A 21,748-nucleotide genomic window follows, 5' to 3' on the forward strand; every position below is an offset into this window, starting at 1 on the left:
GCAGTGATAAATCAGTGTTGCTCGAGTGCATCCAGCAGTGGCGAACGCGCTACGCCCGCTGCCACCCTTGCCCGCAACTCCTTCGGCAACTTCGACCGTCCCTGCTCTGCGGCAGACTGCGATGCGAACTCGACGAAACAACCACTTCCCGAACCGGTCAGCCGCGCCGTGCCGATGTCGCTCAACGCGGCGAACGCTGCCTCGACGGCAGGCTCACGGCGGCGCAGCACCGGTTCGAACGCGTTCCCGACCAGGGTCCCGGAAGCGAAGTCCTCTATTTTCGCCACTGGGCTGTCGCGCGTCAAATCCGGGTCTGCAAACAGTGCTGGCGTAGGAACATGAACGCCCGGTTCGACCACCACGTACCAGGCCGGGGCCAGGGTGATCGGCTGCAGGCGCTCGCCCACGCCTTCGGCCCAGGCGTTGCGCCCGCGCACGAATACCGGCACATCTGCGCCCAGGCGCAGGCCCAGCGCCGCCAAAGCCTCTTCATCCAGACCCGCCCGCCACAGCCGGTTCAGCACCACCAGCGCCGTGGCCGCGTCGGACGACCCCCCGCCAAACCCACCCCCGGCGGGAACGTGCTTTTCGACGATGATGTCTGCACCTTGCTCGACCTTTGCCGCTTCCTGGAGCAGGCGCGCGGCACGCACCGCCAGGTCATCAGCCTCGGCCACGCCGGCCAAGCCCTCGCCCTCACGGCGCACCTGGCCGTCTTCACGCAGGCGCAGGCCAATGCGATCGCCCCAGTCCAGCAGGCGGAACACGGTCTGCAGCTCGTGGTAGCCGTCGGCGCGGCGGCCGGTGATGTGCAGGAACAGGTTCAGCTTGGCCGGGGCCGGCCACCAGGACCAGCCCGCGTCATCGTGCCCGGCACTCATGGGGCGCCCTGCCCCCACTGGTCCACCAGCAGGCGCACCTTGGCGTCGCCATTGCTGGCCTCGATCCGGCGCGGCAGCGCCGGGCGTCCGGCCTCGGCCGGGTACCAGTCCAGATACTGCACCTGCCAGCCCATCTGCTGCATGCGACGCGGCCGGCCGTCAGCGTCGCGCTCGACCTTCTCCGGACCGGCAGCATCGCCGGCCACCAGGCCACGGATCCACTGCGGCAGCTGGTTGACCGGTATGTCCCAGCCGGTCGCTTCCAGCAGCAGCTGCTGGGCGTCCTCGCCGTCACGCGGCCCGCCGGCCAGTCCTTCCAGGCGGCCGGCTTCGGAATGGGTATCGCCGGCCAGCTTCCAGCTCTGCCGGGTCACCGGCGCGCTCAGCTCGACCACATAGCGGCGTCCTTCCTGCTTCCAGTCGATGCGTCCGCTGCCGCCATCCTTGCCCTTGCTGACCGCGACCCGGCCCTGGAAAGCCCAGTCCGGCTGTGCCTGCAGCGCGGCCACGCGCGCCGCCTCGGCCTGCGCCGCTTCGGCCGAAACAACCTCGACCACCGCCGGCGCCGGGGTCTTCTGCGTGCCCACGCTGGTACAGGCGGTCAGCGCCAGGGCCGCAGTTGCCAACAGCAGCGGCCGGATCAGGGAAACACTCATGGATTGAATTTCTCGCGGGCGCGCAGCAGCGCGCGGTTTTCAGGATCGAGCTTGGCCGCTTCTTCGAAGAAGCGGCGGGCCTCGTCATGCTTGCCCAGCACCCAGAGCACTTCGCCAACGTGGGAAGCGATCTCCGGGTCCTTGGCCAGGGTCCAGGCACGGCGCAGCTGCACCAGTGCTTCTTCCTTGCGGCCCAGGCGGTACAGCACCCAGCCATAGCTGTCGACAATGGCAGCGTTGTCCGGTTCGGCCACGCGGGCGCGGTCGATCAGCTCCAGCGCTTCCTGCAGGCGGCCGGTACGGTCGGCCAGGGTGTAGCCCAAGGCATTCAGGGCCGGCACGTTTTCCGGGTCGGTCACCAGGATCTTGCGCAGGTCGGCCTCGGCGCGCGGGATATCGTCGCGGCGCTCCCAGGCGAGTGCACGGGCGTACAGCAGGCCGTTGTCATCCGGGTAGGCGGCCAGGCCGCGGGCCAATGCATCCAGTTCGCCGGCACTGTCATCGCCGCGCTGGCGCAGTTCAGCCTCCAGCAGATAGGCGTCGCGACGCACATCGTCATCGACCACCGCATCGGACTGGATCGCGTGCACTTCATCCAGGGCCTGCGGCAGGCGCCCGGCCAGGGCCTGGGCATTGGCCGCGCGCAGGCGCGCTTCGTTCAGCTCATCGCCGCCGGGCACGCTGTGGTACCACTGCACCGCCTCCGGATAGCGCTTCAGGTACTCGGCGATCTTGCCCAGCAGCAGGCGCTGCGCCGGGTCCGGCTTGGCCGCCTGCCGCGACAGTTCGTTGTAGAGATTGGACAGCGCTGCCTTGTCGCCCTGCTTGGCCAGCAGCGAGGCGCGCATGCCCCAGGTCTGCACGTCCTGCGGGCCGAACGCCAGCACGCGCTCGGCCGCAGCAGGCTGCCCCAGGCTGTCGTAGGCGATGGCCACCGCATTGCGCAGTTCCGGGTCCTGGCGCGTCTTAGGCTCCACGTCGTGCAGCAGCGACAGCGCCTTGTCGGTCTCGCCCGCTTGTTGCAACTGGCTGGCGCGCAGCAGTGCCACACGCGGCTCTTCCGGGAAGCGCTTGACCACCTCATCGATCATCCGCCGCGCCAGCTCGGGCTTTTCCATGCGCAGCGCGAGACGGCCAAACTCCTGCCAGGCCTCGATCTTCGGTGGAATGGCGTTGGCGTCGACCAGCTCACCCAGCACCTGCGCCGGCACCGCCGGGTCGCGCCCACCGCCGATCAGGGCGGCCAGGGCGAACTTCCAGCCGCGCTCGTCGGGGTCGGCCAGCAGCGCCTGCAGTTCAGCGCGGGCGGCCTTCACATCGCCCTGGCGCATGGCCAGCGCACCGGCGGCGCTGCGCAGGGTCAACGAGCTTGGCGCGCGCTGCTGCCACAGGGCCAGGCCCTTGGCGGCGCTGGCATCATCGTTGGCGAGCATGGAAATGCGGGTCGCACGCTCGGCCAGGCCGGCATCGCCGTCGGTCTGCTGTGCCGCCTGCAGGTACCAGCGCGCGGCCTCAGCCAGCTTGCCGGCCTGCAGCGCGAACTCACCGGCCATCACCGGTTCCAGCGCCAGTTCCTCAGTGGCCGGGGCCCTTACAGGGGCCTTGGCCGGCACCGCCGCCAGGGCCTGGCTGCAGGCCAGGGACAGCAGCAGAACACTGGGGATGCGAATCAATGCGGGCATCGTCGGCATCGGGGCCTTAAAATGTCGTCCAATGGCCAGCAGCTTATCGCAAGCAACTGAACAATGACCCTGTGGGTGCTCGGACTGAATCACCAGACCGCACCGGTGGAGCTGCGCGAGCGCGCGGCCTTCGCCGGTGAGGCGTTGCCGCGCGCGCTCGGTTCGCTGCGCGATACCCCGCAGATTGCAGAGGCGGTGCTGCTGTCCACCTGCAACCGCACCGAACTGTACGCCGTGGCCGAGTCGGCACAGGCGCTGGACCAGTGGCTGCGCAGCCAGGCCGGTGACCTGCAGGGCTATCTGTACCAGCATGCCGATGCCGAAGCTGTGCGCCACCTGTTCCGGGTTGCCACCGGGCTGGACTCGATGGTGCTGGGCGAACCGCAGATCCTCGGCCAGGTGAAGGACGCCTGGTCGACCGCGCGCGACCATGGCCTGCTCGGCCAGCGCCTGGACCGCCTGTTCCAGCAGACCTTCTCGGTGGCCAAGCGTGCGCGGACCGATACCCAGATCGGCACCAACCCGGTGTCGGTGGCCTCGGCGGCCGTGCGCCTGGCACAGAACGCGTTCGCCCGTCTGGACGATTCCACCGTGCTGCTGGTCGGTGCCGGCGAGACCATCGAACTGGCTGCACGGCACCTGAGTGAAGGCAAGGTGCGGCGGCTGCTGATCGCCAACCGCACCCTGGCCCACGCGCAGGAACTGGCCAGCCGCCATGGTGGCGTGGCCCTGCCGCTGACCGAACTGGACCGTCACCTGGGCGAGGCCGACATTGTGTTCTCGGCCACCGCTGCGCGCGAACCGGTGATCCATCGCGAGATGGTGGCCAAGGCCCTGCGCGCGCGCCGGCACAAGCCGATGCTGCTGTTCGACCTGGCCGTGCCGCGCGACATCGAAGCCGAGGTCGGCACGCTCAACGACGCCTTCCTCTACACCGTCGATGACCTGGAACGCGCGGTGGAAGACAACCGTCGTGGCCGCCGCGAGGCCGCTGCCGAGGCCGAGGCGATCATCGACCTGCAGGTATCGCGCTTCATCGAGACCCAGCAGGCCAGCGCCCACCAGGCACCACTGCGGCAGCTGCGCGCGTTCGGCGAAGCCACCCGTGCCGAGCTGCTGGAGCGCGCGCGCCAGCAGCTGGCCAACGGCAAGCCCGCCGACGAAGTGCTGGAACTGCTGGCCCACGGCCTGACCAACCGCCTGCTGCACCCGCCGACCGCCGCACTGCGCGCCGCCGCGCTGAGTGGCGATGCCGACCTGACCCGCGCCGCCGAGCGCCTGTTCCCGGCCACGCCGGGTTACCGCCACCCACCCGTGAGACCCGATGACGCCGACCCTGCGCCGTAAGCTGGAAGCGCTGGCCGAGCGCCGCGAAGAACTGGAACGCCTGCTCGCCGAACCCGATGTGGTCGCCGACAACACCCGTTTCCGCGATCTTTCGCGCGAATTCGCCCAACTTGAACCGGTTGCCACTGCACTGGCCGATGAAGCCCGTGCCAAGGCCGACCTGGCCGCCGCCGAAGGCATGCGCGCCGATCCCGATCTGCGCGAGCTGGCCGACGAGGAGATCGCCGCCGCGCAGGCGCGCCTGCAGGCGCTGGAGCAGGAGCTCGCATTGCTGCTGGTGCCACGCGACCCGCGCGACGAAGGCAACCTGTTCCTGGAAGTGCGCGCCGGCACTGGCGGCGACGAAGCCGCGATCTTCGCTGGCGACCTGTTCCGCATGTACGCCCGCTATGCCGAGCGCCAGGGCTGGAAGGTCGAGATCGAATCGGACAGCCCGGGCGAGCACGGCGGCTACAAGGAGGTGGTGGCACGCGTGGTCGGCCGGGGAGCGTTCTCGCGCCTGAAGTTCGAATCGGGCACGCACCGCGTGCAGCGCGTGCCGGCCACCGAATCGCAGGGCCGCATCCACACCTCGGCGGCCACCGTGGCAATCATTCCGGAGGCCGACGAAGTCGATGACATCGTCATCAACCCCGCCGACCTGAAGGTGGATACGTTCCGCTCGTCCGGCGCCGGTGGCCAGCACGTCAACAAGACCGAATCGGCCATCCGCATCACCCACGTGCCGACCGGCGTGGTGGTGGAATGCCAGACCGAGCGCAGCCAGCACGCCAACCGCGACAAGGCGATGAAACGCCTGAAAGCACAACTACTGGACGCCGAGCGCCAGCGCCAGGACGCGGCGCAGGCCGAATCGCGGCGCCTGCAGGTCGGCAGCGGCGACCGCAGCCAGCGCATCCGCACCTACAACTTCCCGCAGGGCCGGATCACCGACCACCGCGTGGAAGGCCTGACCCTGTACGACCTGCCCAACATCCTGGCCGGCGACCTCGACCCGCTGCTGCAGCGACTCAGCCACGAACACCAGGTCGACGCCCTGGCGCAGTTGTCGGCGGACTGATCACGATGACGGCCTGGCAGCAGCGACAGCACCTGCAGCAGGCGATCGCGCGCCAGCCCGGCGACTTCGTGGCCTGGGTGATGCTGGCCGACCTGGAACTGGAAGCCGGCGACATCGCTGCCGGCGAGCAGGCCGCACGACGCGCACTGCAACTGCGCCCCAACCACCCCGAAGCGCTGGCGCGGCTGGGCCGCGTGGCCTGGATGGCCGGCGCACATGGCGATGCAGCGAAGCTGCTGGGCCAGGCTTCGGCACAGGCCCCGCAGCACCCGGGCATCGCGTTGTGGCTGGGCCATGCGCTGGAAGATGCCGATGATGCCGAAGGGGCGGCGACGGCCTATCGCCGCGCGCATGCGCTGATGCCGGGCGAACCCTATATCGCCGCCCAGCGCCTGGCCTGGCAGCGCCGCCTGTGCGACTGGCAGGGCGTGGACGCACTGGCCACACAAGTGCGTGGCGCACTGGCCAGCGGCCAAGGTGTGGTCGAACCGTTCGCGTTCCTCAGCGAGGATGCCACCGCAGCCGAACAGCTGGCCTGCGCGCGCGCGCGCGCCGCGGTGATTGCTTCGGGAGTGCGTCCTCTTCCCGCCACGAAGGTGCGCGGGCGCGGCCCCTTGCGGGTCGGCTTCCTATCCAATGGCTTTGGCGCCCATCCCACCGGGCTGCTGACCGTGGCCCTGTTCGAGCAGTTGCGTCATGACCCGGCAGTGCAACTGCATCTGTTCGCGTTGAATCGTGATGACGGCAGCCGCATCCGCCAGCGGCTGCAGGCAGCGGCACAGCTGCATGATGTGGCTGGCCTGCGACATGCCGATACCGCCGCACGCATCCGCGCACAGGGCATCGACCTGCTGTTCGACCTGCGCGGATGGGGCGGCGGCGGCACGCCGGAGGTACTGGCGATGCGCCCTGCCCCGCTGCAGTTGAACTGGCTGGCTTACCCCGGCACCTCCGGGGCGCCGTGGATGGATGCCGTGATCGGCGACAGCTTCGTTTTGCCAGTTTCACTGGAGCCGCACTACAGCGAACGGGTGCTGCGCCTGCCGCGTGCCTTCCAGCCCTCAGACAACACCCGCATGCTGGAGCCGGCTCCGTCCCGCGCCGAGTGCGGGTTGCCCGGACACGGCGTCGTGTTCTGCTGCTTCAACAACAGCTACAAGCTCAACCCGCGCAGCATGGGCCGCGCCTTCGCAGTGCTGCAGGCGGTGCCCGGCAGCGTGCTGTGGCTGCTGTCCGGCCCCGGCCATGCCGCCGCCCGCCTGCGCAGCGCCGCACAGGCCGCTGGCCTGGACCCAACGCGGCTGGTGTTCATGGCCAAACTGCCGCATCCGCAGTATCTGGCCCGCTATCAGCTGGCCGACCTGTTCCTCGACACGCATCCGTACAACGCCCACACCACCGCGTCCGACGCGCTGTGGGCCGGCTGCCCGGTGCTGACCTGCCCCGGCGACACGTTCGCCGCGCGCGTGGCCGGCAGCCTCAACCACCATCTGGGGCTGGCGCGGATGAATGTCGCCGACGATGCGGCGTTCATCACCACCGCCAGCGCGCTGGGCAATGACCCGGCGGCGCTGGCCGCGTTGCGCGCTGAACTGGCACAGGCGCGCGAGCGCAGCGGGCTGTTCGACATGGGCGGGTTTGCCCGCGATCTGTCAGCGTTGGTGCAGCAACTGGCACGTGAGAACGGCTGGACGGGCGCAGCAGGGTAAGCGCGACCAGGTAGCGTCGACATCGCCTGGGCAGCCCCTGCGCTACGCTCGGGCTTCCTCCCCGCGGGTGTGACGATGGCCAAGCTCAAGCGCAAGGACTACGACGAACTGCTGCTGCCTTTGCAGCTGGAACTGACCGCCATGGCGCGCTGGGTGCAGCACAGCGGACAGCGCCTGCTGGTGCTGTTCGAAGGCCGTGATACCGCAGGTAAAGGCGGCGCGATCCAGGCCATCAGCCAGCATCTCAATCCACGCCAATGCCGGGTGGTAGCACTGCCCAAGCCTACCGACCGCGAAGCCACGCAGTGGTATTTCCAGCGCTATGCCTCGCATCTTCCCGCCGCCGGCGAGATCGTGCTGATGGACCGCAGCTGGTACAACCGCGCAGGCGTCGAGCGGGTGATGGGCTATTGCAGCGAGACCGAGTACCAGCAGTTCCTGCGCCAGGCGCCGGTGTTCGAACAGCTGCTGGTGGACGACGGCATCCTGCTGTTCAAGTACTGGCTGTGCGTGGACCAGGAGCAGCAGGAGAAGCGCTTCGCCGAGCGCCACCTCGATCCGCTGAAGGGCTGGAAGCTGTCCCCGGTGGACCTGAAATCGCGCAGCAAGTACAGCGCCTATACCGAAGCCCGCGAGGCGATGCTGCGCGCGACGCATCGCGAGGCGGCGCCGTGGACGCTGGTGGATTTCAACGACCAGCGGCTGGGCCGGCTGACGCTGGTACGCAACCTGCTGGACCGGTTGCCCGATACGCGGGTGGATGCACCGTTGCCCGAGCTGCCGAAGCTGAAGGGCAAGCTGCATCGCGAGCACTACGATGTGCTGAAGCCGATCGAGGACTTCCCGGTCGAGGAATAGGGTGGGTTGGCAGGGCCTGCGGCCCTGCACCTGCTCAAGCAACGGCAACAGCCAGAGCGGGATTTCCGTGGAATGGCGGGGCGGTGTCGGAGTGCGGGGACGCCGCAAGTACGTCCTTGTAGGCTTGGCAGCCGCATCCATGCGGCTGACACCCCGCACTCCGACACCGCCCCACCTCTGACAGATTCCGGCGATCTGGTAGATCCACGCCATGCGTGGATGAATCTCCATTGAAATCGAATATTTCGACAATTGAACGAAGAGCATCCACGCATGGCGTGGATCTACGTGTCGACCAAGGTCGACACCCACCAAGAGCAGGCCATGCATTCCGACAGCTCGCGGAGAACTGTCGAAGGCGGGGTGGGTCCGGTGGCGGGGGCGTGAGCCGCATGGATGCGGCGACCGAGCTTACATGGACGTACTTGCAGCGCCCCCCCGCCACCGGACCCACCCCGCCTACCCACAGGAAACCCCGCTTGGGCTGTTGCTGTTGCTGCCGGTCAGCGGCCGGCACTACCGCGGGTGCAGGGCCGCAGGCCCTGCCGCCCAACCCCATTACCTGGCAGCCGCGATCTGCTTTTCGATGTCGGCGGCGGTCACCGGGCCAAGGAACGTGTGCGCCAGCTTGCCCTGCGGATCCAGCAGGTGCGTCAACGGCAAGCCGCGTGGCGTGGCGAAGTCCGCCGGCGGATCGAACGGGTCCACGATCACGATCGGATAGGTCACCGGATGCTTGGTCAGGAACGACTGCATCTCCGGCACCTCGATGTCTTCATAGGCCAGGCCGACCACTTCGATGTTGCTGCGCATCGCATGCAGCGCCGACAACTCCGGCATCTCCTTGCGGCACGGGGCACACCAAGTCGCCCAGAAGTTCACCACCACCCACTTGCCGCGGTGCGCGGCGAGGTCGTAGTCGCTGCCATCCACCGCCTTCATCTTCAGCGTCGGGAACTCGGCGGTGGTACGTTCGGCCGGGGTCTCCTCCACCGCTGCGGGGGTGGCCGGGGTCGGTGCCTGTGCCGGTGGCTGGCTGCTGGCGGGGGTGGGCTCCTGGGCCGGCTTGCAGGCCGACAGCGCCAGCAACAGTGCCAGCGGCAGCAGCAACGGGGTCTTGCGGGTCATGGCATGTCTCCGGAATCGGTGTAGATATCGCTGACCTTGCGCTTCAGGCGTTCACGCAGGGGCAGTCGCAGATCGTCCAGCGCCGCCAATGCGGCACGTCCCAGGCTGTCATCACGATACGGCAGGTGCTGCTCGGCCACCGGGATGCGCAGCTGGGTGCATTCGTAAAGATCGGCCAGGCTGACCTGGTCCAGGTCGCGCGACAGCAGCCACTCGCCGCGCTCATCGCGGCGCAGCAGGTCGATGTCCTGCAGATTGCAGATCAGGTCCTGCAGCAGTGAATCGGTCAGCATCGGCTCCAGCCGCAGGATCTCGTCATCGGCCAGGCCCTTGCCCTTCGCCCGTGCATGCTGGAAGCGGCCGAGCAGGCGAAGCAGTCCATAGAACTCATACCCCTGCGGCAGGCGCAGTTCCACCGGCTGGTAGCGGAAGGCCGCCATCGACGAAGATAATGATGCGCCCAGCAGCACCGCCACCCAGCACAGGTAGATCCACAGCAGCAGGATCGGCACGAAGGCCACCGTGCCATACAGCTTCTGGTAGGACTGGAAGCTGCCCAGATAGGCCCCGATGCCCCACTTCACCAGCTCCAGGATCACCGCCGCCAGAATCGCGCCGGGTATCGCGTGCCGCCACTTCACGGTGTGGTGCGGCACCACCCGGAACATCAGCGTGATGCAGACGAACTCGATCAGGATCGGCGCCAGCCGCAGGGCCAGTTCGGCCAGCCAACGGCCCTCCTGGGTACCGAACAACGGCAACGCGAACACCCGCGCCGACACCGCCAGCGACGCAGCGGCGAGCATCGCGCCCAGGGTCAGCACGGTCCAGTAGACCAGGAAGCGGGTCAGCTTGGGCCGGGTGGAGCCAACCCGCCAGATCTGGTTGAAGGTCTCTTCCACGCTGTTGAGGGTGATCAGCAGCGATACCACCAGCGCGATGAAGCCGGCGGCGGTGAGCTGGCCGGCGCTGGCCGAGAACTGCCGCAGGTAGCCCTCGGCCGCGCGCGCGGCGTTGGGCACGAAGTTGGAGAAGACGTAGTCGCTGAGCTGGTCGCTCCAGCGGTCGAAAACGGGGAAGGCCGAGAGCACGCCGAACACCACGATGGCCAGCGGCACCAGCGCGAACACCGTGGTATAGGCCAGCGCCGCCGCTGCCTGGAACAGGCGGTCGTCGAGGAAGCGATGCCACAGGAAGCGGCCGAAACTGATGGCCCGTGCGCGATCCCGCGCGCGCTCCATCCACAGGTTGAGCGTATCCAAAGGTTCCATCGGCGAAAGGGTACCCGATGCGGAATGCTGGCAGGATAGCCATACTGGTGGCCACACGACGAGGAGAAGCGGGCACGATGGGCGAGATTCTGGTGCTGTACTACAGCCGGGGCGGTTCGGTGGCACGGCTGGCGCGCCAGATCGCGCGGGGCGTCGGCGAAGTGCCTGGCATGAGCGCGCGCCTGCGCACGGTGCCGCCGGTGGCTGCGGTGACCCAGACCGCACAGCCGCCGGTGCCCGACGATGGCGCCCCCTACGTGAGCGCGCAGGACCTGGCCGAATGCCAGGGCCTGCTGCTCGGCAGCCCGACCCGCTTCGGCAACATGGCCGCGCCGGTGAAGCATTTCCTCGACGGGCTCGGCGCCGAATGGGTCAACGGCACCCTGTCGGGCAAGCCGGCCGGGGTGTTCACCTCGACTGCTTCGATGCATGGCGGCCAGGAATCGACCCTGCTGTCGATGCAGGTACCACTGCTGCACCATGGCTGCGTGATCGTCGGCATCCCGTTCACCGAGCCGGCGCTGAGCCACACCACCAGTGGCGGCACGCCGTATGGCGCCAGCCACGTGGCCGGTGCCGCCGACGACCCGCAGCCGACCGACGATGAAGCCGTGCTTGCGCGCGCGCTTGGCCGCCGGGTGGCCGACATCGCGCAGCGGTTGGCCCGATGAGCACCGGGCAGCGCACGGTCCTGCTGCTGGCCCTGATGGGGCTGGCTGCGCTGTTCGCCGGCTGGTTCATCAATGACAAGCACTGGCTGGCCACCCAGCTGGTGTTTACCGCGCCACCGCTCGCGCTGGCCATTGCGCTGCGCCTGGGATGGCGCAGGACGGGTTTCTGGGCCTCGGTACTGGCCCTGGGCTGGTTCAGCCACGGCGTGATGAGCGCCTGGAGCCACCCGCAGACGCGCTGGCTGGCGCTGATCGAAATCACACTGGCCCTGCTGGTGATCTTCAGCGCCAGCCTGCCAGGGCTGCGCGCCCGCTTCGGCAAGCGACGCTGACGCTGCGCCCGCCGGGCCGTATCATCTGTGCTCCCGGCCCCGCGCCGCTGCACCTGTCCTGGTTTCGCGCATGCACATGATGGAAGAGCTCCTGGTCGTCACCACCGGTGGCACGATCGACAAGATCTACTTCGACGACAAGTCGGACTACCAGATCGGCGATCCGCAGATCGGCATGATCCTGCGCGAGCTGGGCGTGACGTTCCGCTTCAACGTGATTCCGATCCTGCGCAAGGATTCGCTGCACATCAACGATGAGGACCGCGAGCTGATCCGCGCCACCATCGCCGCGCAGCCGACCCGGCACGTGCTGGTGACCCACGGCACCGACTCGATGGTCCAGACCGGCAAGGTGCTGGCGACGATTCCGGACAAGACCATCGTGATGACCGGTGCACTGAGCCCGGCACGCTTCCGCGGCTCGGATGCGGAGTTCAACATCGGCTGTGCGATCGGTGCGGTGCAGTCGCTGCCGAGCGGCGTGTACATCGCGATGAACGGGCGGATCTTCGACCCGCAGCACGTGCGCAAGAACGTGGCCGCGAACCGCTTCGAATCGGTCTGAGGAACAGCGTGCCGACCAAGGTCGGCACCCACCATGGCGCGGCGGCACGTACCACCGCCGGCCCCATGCAAGAACGCCCCGGCCTAGGCCGGGGCGTGCCCATGGAGAGGGACTTGGGCTCAGTACTGGGCGTTGAGGGTCACGCCCGAGAAAGTGCTGTACGCCTTCACCCGCACATACCAGGTACCGGCGGCCGGACTGTTCACCGTGCAGGTCTCGCTGTTGCCGCTCAGGTACGGACGGCAGGTGTACACCGTGTCGGTCGGCGCGCTGCCCTGGCGGATGTAGAGGTCGGCGTCACCGGTGCCGCCGCTGATCGCCACGCGCAGCTGGCTGCTGCCGGCCGGGACATTGACGGTGTAGCTGAGCGATGAACCACTGCTGGCCGACAGGCCGGTGACCGGCACATTGTTCTGCAGGACGTTGCCGCCCGGATTCGGAGTGCCGCCCCCGTTGATGGCCGCGGACACCGCAGCGTTGGCGTCGATGATGCCGGCACCGCAGCCACCCGAGCATGACCCCGGCAGCGGGCGTGCGGTGCTCTTGATGATGCTCTCGACCTGCGCCGGGCTAAGCGGGCTTGGCGCGACCGATTGCATCAGCGCAACCACGCCGGCCACATGCGGCGCCGCCATCGAGGTGCCGTTGTACGACGCGTAGCTGGCGCTGCCCGGCGTGGTGGTGCCGGTGTTGAGCGTGGACAGGATGCTCTGGCCCGGTGCCGAGATGTCGATGCCGGTGCCGTAGTTGGAGAAGCTGGCACGCGCACCGGCCGAGGTTGTGGCCGCCACGGCAATCACGTTCGGGCAGTTGGCCGGCACCGACGAGGACACGTTGGTGTTGCTGTTGCCGGCGGCGACCACCACGGTGGTGCCACGGCCGACAGCGCCATTGATCGCATTCTGGTAGGTGGTGGAGCAACTGCCGCCACCACCCAGCGAGAGGTTGATGACTTCAGCCGGGTTGGCATTGGCCGGCACGCCACTGACGGTGCCGCCGGAGGCCCATACGATCGCGTCGGCGATGTCGGAGGTGTAACCGCCGCACTTGCCGAGCACGCGCACCGGCACAACCTTGGCGTTGAACGCGGTACCGGCCACGCCGGTGCTGTTGTTGGTCACTGCCGCCACGGTGCCGGCGACGTGGGTACCGTGCCAGCTGGAGTTGGAGGCCGGGATGCCCGAGCCGCACTCGTTGGCGCCGTACCAGTCGCCTTCATCGTTCGGGTTGTTGTCGCGACCGCCACCATCGCGCGCCATCGCGGCGTCGCTGATGAAGTCGTAGCCGGGCAGGATGTTGGCGTTGAGATCGGGGTGGTTGGTGATGCCGGTGTCGATCACCGCCACGACCACGCCGGTGCCGGTCGACTTGTCCCAGGCCGGCTGCACGTTGATCGACGCATTGGAGGTACCGAAGCCCCACTGTTCGCTGAAGCGGGTGTCGTTCGGGGTCAGCGTCGCGCGCATGATCTGGTCGACTTCGACGTACTCCACGTTCGGATCGGCGGCCAGCTTGCGCATCAGCAGCTCGGATTCAGCCTGGTCGAGCGGGCGATCGGTCCTGACCAGGGTCGGGCCGACGGCCAGCTTGCGGACCTGCTGCAGGCCCAGTGCGCGGCCCTGGCTGCTGGCCAGGCCGGCGGCGGCATTCTTCAGTGAAGAGGCCAGTGCGGTGGTGTTGGCCACCGGCGCGCTGCCGTCGCGGTACTTCACGATGAAACGCTGGTGGGTCGGCGCGGACTGCAGGCCGCTGAGCTGGACATCGCCGGCCAGCGCAGGCGTGGCCAGCAGCAGCGATGACAGAACGGACGCACCAAGGACCACCCACACTCGACGCACACGCGGTTGCGTTACCTGGGACATCGTATTTCCCTTTCTTGTGGTGTGAATGCCGGAATCGGCAGAAGCACCGGCCCGAACCCTGGGCTGGCTTGCATTGGCGAGGTTCGAAGTCCGGCGGGCCAGCGGATCCCCCTATCGATCCGCCGTGCACATGACGCTAATGACCAAAAGCGGACACCACAAGATTTTCAGCGTCTTTTCAGCAAGATGAAATGTCTGATATGAGACTTTTCGGGTCGAGGGTTTGTGAAGGTGAAGGACTTTCTCACGCCCTGCACGCACCTGACTGGGCGTTGTCCTGTCCGCCGATGACTTTGCCGACATCGGCGTGCACTTCCACGCCGATGGCCGCGCAGCATCGGCGCGGCCCTCGTGCTGCCCCGTTCGAGTGCAGGGACTATTCGATGTGTGCAGCGCCGCCAGGCCGGATGTGCTGCCCCTTGACCGGTTCGCCGCGCGCGACCGGCTTGCCGTCGGCCACATAGCCGGAGAACTGGGCCGGCAGCGCCGCGCTGACCCCGAACGCAGGCCCGGCCTGCAGCTGGTAGTGCAGGTGCGGTTCGGAGGAATTGCCGCTGTTCCCACAGTCACCGAGGTGCGTGCCGCTGCGGACGACCTGCCCCTGTGCAACGCGCACGCTGCCCTGGCGCAGGTGCGCCAGCACCGAGTACTCGTCATTGCCGTGATCGAGGATGACGCGGTTGCCGGTGAGCTGGGCAGCGTTCATCTGGCCTGGCACGTTGTCGGCGACGCCCTCGACCACCTCCACCACCGTGCCGTCGGCCGGCGCGAGGATTGGCCGGCCAAAGCAGAAATAGTCCTCGTTGCGCTGACCCTCTCCACCATGGGAACGGCCATCGCGGACCACCAGCAGGTCCATCGCGAAGCGCTGGCCGGCGTGGGCCGCATGGTAGTTCTGTTCGACACTGCGGCCGCCCCAGAACACGAAGAATTCATCTTTGAACGGCAGTTGCAGCCGTGTGCGGGTCTGGTAGTCAAGGAACCCGCTCGCCGCGGCCTGCGGAGGCGTGGTCTGTAGCGGGCGGATGTAGAAGCCGCCGATCCGCCCGTCAGCGTCGATGGCCCACAGCACCTGGATGATGGCCTGGCTCTTGGCGAAGCGCGCCTGCCGCAGATAGGTGTCGTATCCCTCAGCCTTCTCGACCTTCTCGCTGACCAGCTCGGTTTCTGCGCCCCAGCCTGCCAGCACCTGCTCGCGCAGCGCCACCAGGTTCTGCGGGGACTGCAGCCCCGCCCGCATCTGTGGTGTCATCCGTTCCCACAGGGCGTCGATGTGGCCCTCATAGAACTGCGTGGTCAGCGTGGCTCCCTGCTGGCGCGGATCTGTGGCCGCGGCGGCACCGGTGAGGGCAGAGAAGGAAACAACCAGAACTGCAAACAGGCGCGGGAGCAATGTCATGTCAAGCGTCCTTTCGATCCGGATCGGGAATGCCGGCGACGATCGCCGCCAGCTGCGTGCGGTACTCGGCCAGGGCGGTGCGCCCCAGTGGCGTCAACTGCAGGGTGGTCAGCGGGCGCTTGCCGCGGAACGACTTTTCGATGGCGACCAGGCCGGCTGCCTCCAGCTTGCTCAGATGGCTGGACAGGTTGCCCTTGCTCAGCCCGCTGAGATGTTCGACAAAGCCGAACTCGGCAGACTGGGCGCCGGCCAGGATCGACAGGATCAGCAGGCGCGCCGGTTCGTGGATCAGGCGGTCGAGCTGGAGCAGCGCGCGCGAATCAGGCAAGCGGGTCATTCGACGAACGTCCGTCCGGCCATGAACGCGCGCATTTCCGCCTGCAGGCGGTGGAACCGCTGGTGGTCACGCCAGCCGACCACGATCAGCGCAATGGACGCCAGTGGGAACACCGCAGTGCTCAGCCCGAAATCGTAGGTCTGCCCGGTGAAGGCCAGCGCGGCCTGGCACAGCAGGAACACACCCACGATGAACTCCAGCGGTGTACGCAGCCAGCGCCACACTACCCAGGGCAGCAGCGCCACCACGGCCAGGTAGCCGATGGCGCGCAGATCCCAGGGCAACTCGCCCATCGGCGCCAGCCTGGGCAGCACGCTGCCGATCACCAGCACGCTCACCAAGGCGGTGAAGGCGATGAAGAAGCGCTGGAAGTTGCGCTCGGCCGGCGTCACCTGCTCCTCGACCTGGCCCAGCCGCTGGTAGTAGCGGCGCGCCAGCCATTGCTTGCCGACGATCCACAGCACAGGGACGGCGATCAGTGCGACGCGCAGTGCCAGCGTGGTCGGCAACAGCGCGCCCGCAATGAAGGAGGCCAGACAGGCGACACCACCCGCGATCGCCGACAGGCCACCGGCACTGCGCGAGTAACGCGAGTATTCACGGGTCAACGCCTGCAGGCGCGAGGAAGGATCAATGACGGACGGCTGCTGCATGACACGCTCCATCGGGGCCACTTGAATATAGTTTGCACCGCAAACCTATTTGCGTCAAGCAGTCCTCTGCAGCGATCTGGAGGCCCCACAACGCAGAAAGCCCGTCACAGGGACGGGCTTTCCAGGAACAGCGCCGCCAAGCGTAGGCTCGGCTCTCCAGTTGAGCGTGGGCGATCAGCCCAGCTTGACCAGCCAGTTGTGGCGGTCCGGCAGGCGGCCGTACTGGATGTCGGTCAGTTCCTTGCGCAGCGACATGGTCACTTCGCCGGCCGGGGCGTTGATGTCGCCCACCGAGAAGCCCTCGCCCTTCAGCTGGCCGATCGGGGTGACCACCGCGGCGGTGCCACAGGCAAACACTTCGCTGATCGCACCGGAGGCGACGCCGTCCTTCCACTCGTCGATGCTGACCTTGCGTTCTTCGACCTTCATGCCGCGGTCGCGGGCCAGCTGCAGGATGCTCTCGCGGGTAATGCCCTCCAGGATGCTGCCGGACAGTTCCGGAGTGACCAGCGTGCCGTCCTTGTAGACCAGGAACACGTTCATGCCGCCCAGTTCTTCCAGGTACTTGCCCTCGACCGGGTCGAGGAACAGCACCTGCGAGCAACCCTGCGCCTGCGCCTTCTGCTGCGGCAACAGCGAGGCGGCGTAGTTGCCACCGCACTTGGCAGCACCGGTGCCGCCCTTGGCCGCACGCGCGTATTCGGTGGACAGCCAGATCGACACCGGGGCAACGCCCTTGGCGAAGTACGGGCCGGCCGGGCTGGCGATGACGTAGTAGCCGGCCTTGTGCGCACCGCGCACGCCGAGGAAGGCTTCATCGCCGATCATGAACGGGCGGAAGTACAGGCTCGACTCGTCGGCCGACGGCACCCAGTCGCTGTCGACGGCGATCAGCTGCTTCAGCGATTCGACAAAGATCTCCACCGGCAGTTCCGGCAGCGCCAGGCGCTGCGCCGAACGCTGCAGGCGACGGCCGTTGGCATCCGGGCGGAAGGTCCAGATCGAGCCGTCAGCATGGCGGTAGGCCTTGATGCCTTCGAAGATCTCCTGGCCGTAGTGCAGCACGGCCGCGGCCGGGTCCAGCTGCAGCGGACCGTAGGCACGCACGTTGGCGTTGTGCCAGCCGGTGTCCTTGTCCCAGCGTACTTCCACCATGTGGTCGGTGAAGTGCAGGCCGAAGCCCGGCTTCTCCAGGATCTTGGCGCGCTCTTCAGCGCTGCGCGGGTGGTCCGAACGGGTGACGGCGAAGCTGGGAATGGACTGGGACACCGGAGATTTCCTGTTCTGGTTGCGGGTATTGCCGGGCCCGCGTCACTGCGGGCCGTGGGTCAAAGCATGCCGGTCTCGAGCCGGGCCGCCTCGGACATCATGTGCTGGTTCCACGGCGGGTCGAACACCAGGTCGACGTCGGCCTCGGCCACCGTCGGGATCATTTCGAGCTTGCTGCGCACGTCGTCGACCAGGATCTCGCCCATGCCGCAACCCGGTGCGGTCAGGGTCATCTTCACATCGATCTCGCGCTTGCCTTCGTCCAGGTGCTTGATCTCGACCTCGTAGACCAAGCCCAGTTCGACGATGTTCACCGGAATTTCGGGGTCGAAGCAGGTGCGCAGCTGCTGCCATACCAGCTGTTCCACCTGTTCATCGGTGGCGTCGGCCGGCAGTTCCAGCGGTGCCGGCGCTTCCTTGCCGATGGCGTCGCCGTCCTTGCCGGCGATGCGGAACAGGTTGCCCTCGACGAACACCGAATAACTGCCGCCCAGCGCCTGGGTGATGTACCCATAGCTGCCGGCGGGCAGGGTCACGGTGTCGCCCTGCGGGACCATCACGGCCTCGCAATCACGTTCGAAGTGGACAGGTTCGCTGCTACGGGAATACATGGGGACCGATATGGGGCCGTGGCCGGGGCCACGCAAGACGGCATTCTAGCCCAGCCGCCCTGCCGCCGCCGGTGCACTGCGGCAAACCACAGTATCCTGTGGGTGATCTTCAGGGAGCTTCGATGTCCTCCAATGCCGCGCGTGCCAGGACCGTGACCTGGCTCTGGCCCATCATGCTGTTGCTGGGCCTGCTTGTTGCTCCCCTCGCCTGGATGGTGCTGGCGCTGATGACCGGCCGGCAGGTCGGCTGGATGGCGGTCGTGACCGCCCTGGAACTGGTGTTCATGCTGCGCATGGGTACGCTGGGCCCTGGCCGGTTGCGAATTGCACTGGTCGTGCTGGGCACCCTGCTGGTGACCGCCGTCGCCAACTGGACCATCGCCAGCGCCTGGATGGGCGGCTCGATCGGGCTGGACCTGTGGGACGCGACCCTGCGGATGGGCCCGCACCTGGCCTGGACCCTGATCGCCCTCGCCAATGGCGCGGTGGAATGGCTGTGGCTGGCGCTGGGCGTGGCCGTGGGCGCCTGGCTGGCGCGCTGAGCACGCCGGTTGCCACGTCCGCCGGGGATATGCAGGTAGATCCACGCCATGCGTGGATGGGATGGTAGTGCCGGCCGCTGGCCGGCAGAAGCGTGCGGACCAAGGTCCGCACCCACGGATGCAGCCGGGCCTCAATGCCCGCCGTCGAGCGCCTTCAACTCGCTGACCAGCGAGGCTGCCGCTTCGGCACCATCGCCGTACAGCATGCGGGCGTTGTCGGCGTAGAACAGCGCATTCTCGATGCCCGCAAAACCGGTGCCCTTGCCGCGCTTGATCACCACCACGTTGCGCGCATTGACCACGTCCAGCACCGGCATGCCGTAGATCGGGCTGGCCGGGTCGGTGCGTGCCACCGGATTGACCACGTCGTTGGCACCGATCACCAGCACCACGTCGATGTTGGCGAACTCCGGGTTGATGTCGTCCATGTCGGCGATCAGGTCGTAGGGCACACCCGCTTCGGCCAGCAGCACGTTCATGTGCCCGGGCATGCGCCCGGCCACCGGATGGATGGCGAACTTCACCTTCACCCCGCGCTGGCCCAGCCGCTGCGCCAGTTCCCAGATCTTGTGCTGGGCCTGCGCCACGGCCATGCCGTAACCAGGCACGATCACCACGCGTTCTGCGTAGGCCATCATCGCCGCGACATCCGACGCTTCAATCGGCTTCTGCGCACCGCTGATCGCCTGCGCTTCCCCGCCGGCGCCACCACCGAAGTTGGAGAACAACACATTGCGGATCGGCCGGTTCATCGCCTTCGCCATCAGCCGGGTCAGCAGGATGCCGGCGGCGCCGACCATCATGCCCGCGATGATCAATGCCTCGTTGCCCAGCACGTAGCCTTCGAACGACACCGCCAGGCCGGTGAACGCGTTGTACAGCGAGATCACCACCGGCATGTCGGCGCCACCGATCGGCAACGTCATCAGCACGCCCAGTGCCAGCGCCAGCACGAAGAAGGCGACGATCGCCCAGGTGCTGAGCGTACTGGCAGCGATGATCGCCAGCACCACCACCGCCAGGGCCACCAGCAGGTTCATCACCTGCTGGCCCGGCCAGGTCACGCGCTTGTCCAGGCGTCCATCCAGCTTGGCCCAGGCGATCACCGAACCGGACAACGACACCGCACCGATCGCCGCGCCGACCACCGCCAGCAGCAGCATCGTGCCCGACGGCTGGCGCGCGGCCAGGTCGGCCAGCGCCTGCGCGCTCCAGTGGCTGGTATCGCGGTGGGCCAGGAAGGCATAGCGCAGCAGTTCCACCGCACCGATCGCCGCCGCCGAGCCACCACCCATGCCGTTGTACAGCGCCACCATCTGCGGCATGTCGGTGATGGCAACCTTGCCGGCCGACCACCAGGCCAGGCCCGCGCCCAGCAGCAGTGCCACCAGGATCAACGGCACGTTATGCAGTTCGGGCAGGAAGAACGTGGCTGCGGTGGCCAGCAGCATGCCCAGCCCGGCCCAGCGGATGCCGCTGCGCGCGCTCAGCGGCGAGGCCATGCGCTGCAGGCCCAGAAGGAACAGCGTGGCGGCAGCGAGGTAGCTGGCCTTGACCAGCCAATCGAGCAGTTCGACGGTGCTGATGTTCAAGCCTGCGGCTCCTTCGGTTCGTCCTTGCCGCCCTTGGGCGCGCTCGGCTTGAACATTTCCAGCATGCGCGCGGTGACCACGTAGCCACCGGCGGCGTTGCCGGCACCGAGCACCACGGCGAGGAAGCCCAGGGCTTTCTCCAGCGGCGTCTGCGCATGCCCCAGCACCACCATCGCGCCGATCAGCACGATGCCGTGGATGAAGTTGGAGCCCGACATCAGCGGGGTATGCAGGATCACCGGCACCCGCGAAATGATCACGTGGCCGGCGATGGCCGCCAGCATGAAGATGTACAGCGCCACGAACCCGTCACTCACTGGCAACGCTCCTGCTCTGTCTTCGTCGTCCCATCATAACCATGGGCTGAACCCCGCGTGCACCCGGCGTCAACCGAAGCGGCGCTCACGCGTTGTCGATGGTGACCCCGAGCGAGGAACCGTACCCTGTGCTGGTGAGCAGCCCCGTCCCCCCGAGCGCCGAGACCGATGCGCCGCCGGCATCGCTGGAGGCGTTCCTGGCCAGCGTCGGCCCGCGTGCGTTCCGCTTCGCCGAGGCCGGCCTGCGCCAGCGCGAAGACGCCATGGATGCGGTGCAGGACGCGCTGATGCGCATGCTGGACTACGCCGACAAGCCGGCGGCCGAATGGGCGCCGCTGTTCTGGAGCATCCTGCGCCGGCGCGTGATCGACGTGCAGCGCCGGCGCCGCTTCCGCCTGCCGTTCTGGCGCGACAACCAGGACGCGGAAGGCGGCGGGATCGACTGGGCCGATCCCGGCCCCGACCCGGCACAGGCGCATGAACAGCGCCAGCAGTACCAGCAGCTGGTGGACGCGTTGCGCCGCCTGCCCGCCCGCCAGCGCGAGGCCTTCACCCTGCGCGTGCTGCAGGACCTGGACGGGGCCACCACTGCCCGCGCCATGGGCTGCAGCGAAGGCGCGGTAAAAACCCATCTGGCACGCGCCCGGCAGGCGCTGCAGGATTATCTGGAGATCCACCCGTGAAACGCTCCCTGCCTTCCGACGACACCCTGCGCAGCCTGCATGCGCAGTCGCTGCAGGCGCTGTCGCCCGCAACGTTGGCCCGGCTGCGCCAGGCGCGCCACGGCGCCACGGCCATCCACCGCGGGCGCGGGCGCTGGTGGCTGGCCAGCGCCTGTTCGCTGGTGGTGGCGCTGGCTGTCGGCGTGCAGTTCAGCGGCCTGGGCCTGCATTCCGGGCCCGCGACCGTAGCGCCGACGGCGGCGGTGGAAGACAACAGCGCGCTGTACGACGAGAATCCCGATCTGTACCTGTGGCTGGGCGATACCGACCTGGCGATGGAGTGA

General features: G+C 67.9%; 23 protein-coding genes. 10 read left to right on the forward strand and 13 right to left on the reverse strand.

The window, feature by feature from the left end; genetic code table 11:
- Positions 1-11 precede the first annotated feature (11 nt).
- Genes ispE through BN1263_RS07375 form a run of 3 tightly spaced genes read right to left on the reverse strand, consistent with a single transcriptional unit; the run spans position 12 to position 3,219 of the window.
- Positions 12-881, reverse strand: coding sequence for a 4-(cytidine 5'-diphospho)-2-C-methyl-D-erythritol kinase (ispE, locus tag BN1263_RS07365; RefSeq protein WP_058980352.1), 870 nt, complete (start codon positions 879-881; stop codon positions 12-14).
- The gene (gene lolB, locus BN1263_RS07370; protein WP_058980353.1) at positions 878-1,537 is read right to left on the reverse strand and encodes a lipoprotein insertase outer membrane protein LolB; all 660 of its coding nucleotides are present in this window, start codon (positions 1,535-1,537) and stop codon (positions 878-880) included. The genes ispE and lolB overlap by 4 nt, the downstream gene beginning before the upstream one ends.
- Complete coding sequence (locus BN1263_RS07375) at positions 1,534-3,219, reverse strand: tetratricopeptide repeat protein (protein WP_186008953.1); 1,686 nt, start codon at positions 3,217-3,219, stop codon at positions 1,534-1,536. The genes lolB and BN1263_RS07375 overlap by 4 nt, the downstream gene beginning before the upstream one ends.
- Positions 3,220-3,282: 63 nt before the next feature.
- Between BN1263_RS07375 and hemA the strand changes: the two genes are divergently transcribed.
- The 4 genes from hemA to ppk2 all read left to right on the forward strand — a co-directional run bounded on the left by hemA (position 3,283) and on the right by ppk2 (position 8,193).
- Complete coding sequence (hemA, locus tag BN1263_RS07380) at positions 3,283-4,566, forward strand: glutamyl-tRNA reductase (RefSeq protein ID WP_058980355.1); 1,284 nt, start codon at positions 3,283-3,285, stop codon at positions 4,564-4,566.
- Entirely contained in the window at positions 4,544-5,626 is a 1,083-nt protein-coding gene (prfA, locus tag BN1263_RS07385) for a peptide chain release factor 1 (RefSeq protein WP_058980356.1), read from the forward strand. The genes hemA and prfA overlap by 23 nt, the downstream gene beginning before the upstream one ends.
- A 5-nt stretch (positions 5,627-5,631) precedes the next feature.
- Positions 5,632-7,335 (forward strand): O-linked N-acetylglucosamine transferase, SPINDLY family protein, encoded by a 1,704-nt coding sequence (locus tag BN1263_RS07390; RefSeq protein WP_058980357.1) that lies wholly within the window; start codon positions 5,632-5,634, stop codon positions 7,333-7,335.
- Positions 7,336-7,410: 75 nt separating this feature from the next.
- Positions 7,411-8,193 carry a polyphosphate kinase 2 gene (ppk2, locus tag BN1263_RS07395; protein WP_019661160.1) on the forward strand — a complete coding sequence of 261 codons (783 nt, stop codon included), beginning with the start codon at positions 7,411-7,413 and terminating at the stop codon, positions 8,191-8,193.
- A gap of 558 nt (positions 8,194-8,751) precedes the next feature.
- Here the strand turns inward: ppk2 and BN1263_RS07400 are convergent.
- Together BN1263_RS07400 and BN1263_RS07405 are read right to left on the reverse strand one after the other, a co-directional pair.
- Positions 8,752-9,321: a TlpA family protein disulfide reductase gene (locus tag BN1263_RS07400; RefSeq protein ID WP_019661158.1), complete on the reverse strand. Its 570-nt coding sequence runs from the start codon at positions 9,319-9,321 to the stop codon at positions 8,752-8,754.
- Positions 9,318-10,592, reverse strand: a complete 1,275-nt coding sequence (locus BN1263_RS07405) for a YihY family inner membrane protein (protein WP_019661157.1) — start codon at positions 10,590-10,592, stop codon at positions 9,318-9,320. Before BN1263_RS07405 ends, BN1263_RS07400 begins: the two co-directional genes overlap by 4 nt.
- A gap of 77 nt (positions 10,593-10,669) precedes the next feature.
- On the opposite strand from BN1263_RS07405, the gene wrbA reads away from it, so the two are divergent.
- The 3 genes from wrbA to BN1263_RS07420 all read left to right on the forward strand — a co-directional run bounded on the left by wrbA (position 10,670) and on the right by BN1263_RS07420 (position 12,160).
- On the forward strand, positions 10,670-11,263 hold the full coding sequence (gene wrbA / locus BN1263_RS07410) for an NAD(P)H:quinone oxidoreductase (RefSeq protein WP_058980358.1): 594 nt from the start codon (positions 10,670-10,672) through the stop codon (positions 11,261-11,263).
- Complete coding sequence (locus BN1263_RS07415) at positions 11,260-11,595, forward strand: DUF2069 domain-containing protein (protein ID WP_019661155.1); 336 nt, start codon at positions 11,260-11,262, stop codon at positions 11,593-11,595. The genes wrbA and BN1263_RS07415 overlap by 4 nt, the downstream gene beginning before the upstream one ends.
- A 79-nt stretch (positions 11,596-11,674) precedes the next feature.
- Positions 11,675-12,160 (forward strand): asparaginase domain-containing protein, encoded by a 486-nt coding sequence (locus BN1263_RS07420; protein ID WP_010481766.1) that lies wholly within the window; start codon positions 11,675-11,677, stop codon positions 12,158-12,160.
- 119 nt (positions 12,161-12,279) lie between these two features.
- Here BN1263_RS07420 and expR read toward each other — a convergent pair whose 3' ends face one another.
- The 6 genes from expR to sufT all read right to left on the reverse strand — a co-directional run bounded on the left by expR (position 12,280) and on the right by sufT (position 18,291).
- Positions 12,280-14,022 carry a serine protease ExpR gene (expR, locus tag BN1263_RS07425; protein ID WP_019661154.1) on the reverse strand — a complete coding sequence of 581 codons (1,743 nt, stop codon included), beginning with the start codon at positions 14,020-14,022 and terminating at the stop codon, positions 12,280-12,282.
- A gap of 376 nt (positions 14,023-14,398) precedes the next feature.
- Positions 14,399-15,421: a M23 family metallopeptidase gene (locus BN1263_RS07430; RefSeq protein ID WP_058980359.1), complete on the reverse strand. Its 1,023-nt coding sequence runs from the start codon at positions 15,419-15,421 to the stop codon at positions 14,399-14,401.
- Between the two features lies 1 nt (position 15,422).
- Positions 15,423-15,758: a transcriptional regulator gene (locus BN1263_RS07435; protein ID WP_058980360.1), complete on the reverse strand. Its 336-nt coding sequence runs from the start codon at positions 15,756-15,758 to the stop codon at positions 15,423-15,425.
- Positions 15,755-16,411: a hypothetical protein gene (locus tag BN1263_RS07440; RefSeq protein ID WP_058980361.1), complete on the reverse strand. Its 657-nt coding sequence runs from the start codon at positions 16,409-16,411 to the stop codon at positions 15,755-15,757. The genes BN1263_RS07435 and BN1263_RS07440 overlap by 4 nt, the downstream gene beginning before the upstream one ends.
- A gap of 174 nt (positions 16,412-16,585) precedes the next feature.
- The gene (locus BN1263_RS07445; RefSeq protein WP_058980362.1) at positions 16,586-17,680 is read right to left on the reverse strand and encodes a branched-chain amino acid aminotransferase; all 1,095 of its coding nucleotides are present in this window, start codon (positions 17,678-17,680) and stop codon (positions 16,586-16,588) included.
- Positions 17,681-17,739: 59 nt separating this feature from the next.
- Positions 17,740-18,291, reverse strand: a complete 552-nt coding sequence (gene sufT / locus BN1263_RS07450) for a putative Fe-S cluster assembly protein SufT (RefSeq protein WP_005415385.1) — start codon at positions 18,289-18,291, stop codon at positions 17,740-17,742.
- Positions 18,292-18,413: 122 nt separating this feature from the next.
- Here sufT and BN1263_RS07455 point away from each other — a divergent pair, with 122 nt between their 5' ends.
- Positions 18,414-18,833 carry a hypothetical protein gene (locus BN1263_RS07455; RefSeq protein ID WP_019661152.1) on the forward strand — a complete coding sequence of 140 codons (420 nt, stop codon included), beginning with the start codon at positions 18,414-18,416 and terminating at the stop codon, positions 18,831-18,833.
- Positions 18,834-18,964: 131 nt separating this feature from the next.
- Here BN1263_RS07455 and BN1263_RS07460 read toward each other — a convergent pair whose 3' ends face one another.
- Together BN1263_RS07460 and BN1263_RS07465 are read right to left on the reverse strand one after the other, a co-directional pair.
- Positions 18,965-20,425 (reverse strand): NAD(P)(+) transhydrogenase (Re/Si-specific) subunit beta, encoded by a 1,461-nt coding sequence (locus tag BN1263_RS07460; protein ID WP_058980363.1) that lies wholly within the window; start codon positions 20,423-20,425, stop codon positions 18,965-18,967.
- Positions 20,422-20,742: an NAD(P) transhydrogenase subunit alpha part 2 gene (locus BN1263_RS07465; RefSeq protein WP_005408173.1), complete on the reverse strand. Its 321-nt coding sequence runs from the start codon at positions 20,740-20,742 to the stop codon at positions 20,422-20,424. Before BN1263_RS07465 ends, BN1263_RS07460 begins: the two co-directional genes overlap by 4 nt.
- Before the next feature lie 98 nt (positions 20,743-20,840).
- Here BN1263_RS07465 and BN1263_RS07470 point away from each other — a divergent pair, with 98 nt between their 5' ends.
- Together BN1263_RS07470 and BN1263_RS07475 are read left to right on the forward strand one after the other, a co-directional pair.
- Positions 20,841-21,425 (forward strand): RNA polymerase sigma factor, encoded by a 585-nt coding sequence (locus tag BN1263_RS07470; RefSeq protein ID WP_019661149.1) that lies wholly within the window; start codon positions 20,841-20,843, stop codon positions 21,423-21,425.
- Entirely contained in the window at positions 21,422-21,748 is a 327-nt protein-coding gene (locus BN1263_RS07475; RefSeq protein ID WP_058980364.1) for a hypothetical protein, read from the forward strand. Before BN1263_RS07470 ends, BN1263_RS07475 begins: the two co-directional genes overlap by 4 nt.

The organism is Stenotrophomonas thermophila (assembly GCF_001499715.1).
Taxonomy (GTDB): Bacteria; Pseudomonadota; Gammaproteobacteria; order Xanthomonadales; family Xanthomonadaceae; genus Stenotrophomonas; species Stenotrophomonas hibiscicola.